Genomic DNA, 3,010 nt, shown 5'->3' on the forward strand with positions numbered 1-3,010 from the left:
CGCCCTTTAGTACCCATCAGGATCTACCCTTGATGGCTAATAACCCTGAGCTGGTACAACCAGTGGCGCGTGTTGCGGTGAATGAATTGGAAATCTTGCAGCAACTAATACAGCGTTGTCAGTTTGGTGAACGCAGTATCGAGATAGTCGATCTGTTAGCGCACAAACAGCATTTTATTCTGGATATAAAGCTTGGGAATGCGCCCAGTGGTCGTCGCGCTGAAGGTGAAATGCCAGAGTTTGATGAAATTGAATTTAGCCTGATGATCAACAGCCTAACGCCAGAAAATGTGCTTCATGAATTAATGGACACATTTATTCGTTTGAGTGATGCCATAGTGGCGGAACATTTTCGCTACAAGGGGTTTACACGGTTTAGCCGCACGATTGACCCTGTGCGTATCGCGGCACTTTCTGTTGCATCAAGGCCTTACACGCGCGATATGGAAAATGCGCAGTTTGCGAAACATTTTCACCATCTGAATTACCAAACCGATGCGAACCGGGTTCCCAAATTAGGGCAGGGTGTTCTCGCCGATAAAAATCGTGCGGCCATATTCAGTGTCAATAATTTGCTGGGTCATCTGCCGGTGGATTTAATGGACAGTGGGCTTTCAGGTACTGGGGTAATTTCCAGATGAAAAACGTCGGGGCGGGCGTAATGGCCCGCAACATCCAGGCTTCGCCGTGCGTGTGTTATCTGTGACAAATCCACCTCCGCATAAAATAATCCCTGCTCGTTATACCAAGGCCCGGCAACCACTTTGCCGCCGGGTGCAATCACCACGGAGCCACCGGGATTAATCCATTCTGTCGGTTCCGGGTAAGCGTCCGGCAAATCCAAAATAGCGGGCGCAAGATCGTCTGCACGAAATGCATTATTGGCGCTGATCACCCAGCAGCCACTTTCGCGCGCAATATGCTGCATGGAATGCAGCCAGGTGTCGCCCGAGTCGTAAGTCGGCGCAATATACATTTCCAATCCTTGGGCGTAGAGCGCATAGCGAGCCAAGGGCATGTAGTTTTCCCAGCAAATCAGTGTGCCCAGTTTACCGACTGCAGTATCACTCACTTGCAAACTACTGCCATCACCTTGCCCCCAAACCATCCGCTCGGCATTGGTGGGCACAAGTTTGCGATGTTTATTCAGTAATTTGCCTTCATGGCTGATGGTGATCGCTGTATTGAAAAGTGTTGTTTGGCTACCAAGGCTGTCGCGTTCATTTAAACCACACACAACGGTGATTTGATATTTTTTTGCCGCGGTATAAAGCGGTTCGAGTTGGTCACCAGAGAGCGTGCAAGCCTGCTCAACCAACTGTTGATGCAACGCCGCGCAAAGTGCGTGATCAACCCCCGGCCGCAAACGCCAAACCCAAACAGGATAACCACCAATAAACGCTTCAGGAAATACGATAAACGCAGCATTATTCGCTGCCGCCTCCCGAATCGCTTGCACCGCTTTTTCAATACAGGCCGCGCGATCTAAAAATACCGGTGCAATTTGTGCGATGGCAATTTTCATGTTGATGTCCTATTCCTGATTTTTTAGTCAAATCGCTTGAAGAAAAATTTCCGTGCTAAAAATTTTGACTTCTTGGTTTGTGCAAACGCTGCCGTTGGTAGTTACTGTAGGTTGGGCATGGCTGACCGACTTGCGTGCCATCTAAAATTAGTCAATCATCTATTGGCTTATCAATTCAATGGAAAGTTTTGGGAAATTTATAGTGCCGACCAACCCGCACTATAACCCCCAACAATATCCAAAAACCATTGCCTTTCCAGCCTTTAATTCAGTGCCTTATTTTCCCTTAATCTTTCCACCATTAAATCCACAAAGCAGCGGATTTTTGCAGAGGCATAGCGGCCTTCGCGGTGTAGTACGTGAACGGGTGAGGGTGGTAATTCATAGTCGCTTAATAATATTTTGAGTTGTCCGCTTTCTAATTGTTGTGCAACTTGGTAGGACATTTGGCGGACAATTCCGAAGCCTGCAACGGCGGTATCGATAGCGGATTCATTAGTGGTTAAACTTAAGCGCGGTTTAATGCGTACAGATTTTTCCTGGCTGAATTTCCATTCAATACTCGGGTTCACACCATTGGCAGACACTATGGTGTGTTCAAGTAAATCTTCAGGTTTTTGTGGCAAACCCATGCGCGCAATGTAATCGGGCGAGGCGCAGACTACGCGGCGCACTGTTCCGACACGCGCGGCGCGCATGCTGGAGTCGGCCAGTTCGCCTACGCGTATACCAACATCTAATCCTTCTTCTAATAAATTCACCACGCGATCAAGATAGAGCGCACTGACATCCATTTTGGGGTAGCGATTTAAGTATTCGATAACACAGGGTTGGACAAACATGCGGCCAAGTACAACCGGCGCAGTGATGGCAATATGGCCACTGGGTTCACCGTTGATGCCAGCTGCTGCATCATCGGCTTCGGTTATCTCACTCAAAATACGTTTGCAATCTTCCAGATAGCGCTTCCCTGCATCGGTCACGCGCACATAACGCGTGGTGCGCGTGAGTAATTTAACGCCCAGGCGTTCTTCCAAATCTGCCACTGCGCGTGTTGCTACCGGTGGTGATATTCCCAATTTCCGTGAGCCGGACGCAAATCCACAGCCGGTCGCGACGACATGCTTGCGTGGCACGCACTCCTGCGCGGACCCCGACGTCTGCGCGGACCCGCCCACCCCAGCGCGATCCGGTCAGCCGCCGGTCTGTTCCACCTGTGGAGCCCCGCCCGTGACGAAGTAGACCGCCAGCGCGCCCAGCTCATGGGCGATCGCCTGGACCCGGCGCAACGGGTCCGCCTGGATTGGCGACGTAGGCGTGGGCGACCCGTAGGCTTCGATCCCCATGTCGTCGGCGATCCGCAGCACCCGCAGCATGTGGGTCGGATCCGAGACGAAGACGGCGCTGTCCATGTCCCTTGCCCGCAGCTCAGCGGCCACGGCCGACAGGGAGCTCAGGGTGTTGTGTGCCTGGTCCTCGCCGAAG

General features: G+C 51.5%; 4 protein-coding genes. 1 reads left to right on the forward strand and 3 read right to left on the reverse strand.

The genetic code is table 11. The annotated features are described in order from the left end of the window. The coding region (locus ACWA6V_RS20045) for a hypothetical protein (protein WP_449524150.1) at nt 1-641 on the forward strand (641 nt) is incomplete at its 5' end. Here the strand turns inward: ACWA6V_RS20045 and ACWA6V_RS20050 are convergent. The 3 genes from ACWA6V_RS20050 to ACWA6V_RS20060 all read right to left on the reverse strand — a co-directional run. Further along, nucleotides 581-1,525, reverse strand: a complete 945-nt coding sequence (locus tag ACWA6V_RS20050) for a carbon-nitrogen hydrolase family protein (protein WP_449524151.1) — start codon at nt 1,523-1,525, stop codon at nt 581-583. The genes ACWA6V_RS20045 and ACWA6V_RS20050 overlap by 61 nt on opposite strands. A 263-nt stretch (nt 1,526-1,788) precedes the next feature. Then, on the reverse strand, nt 1,789-2,661 hold the full coding sequence (locus tag ACWA6V_RS20055; protein WP_449524152.1) for a LysR family transcriptional regulator: 873 nt from the start codon (nt 2,659-2,661) through the stop codon (nt 1,789-1,791). Between the two features lie 57 nt (nt 2,662-2,718). After that, nucleotides 2,719-3,010, reverse strand: a 292-nt coding sequence (locus ACWA6V_RS20060) for a YdcF family protein (protein WP_449524153.1), incomplete at its 5' end; no start/stop codon positions are given.

This window comes from Cellvibrio sp. (assembly GCF_053579595.1).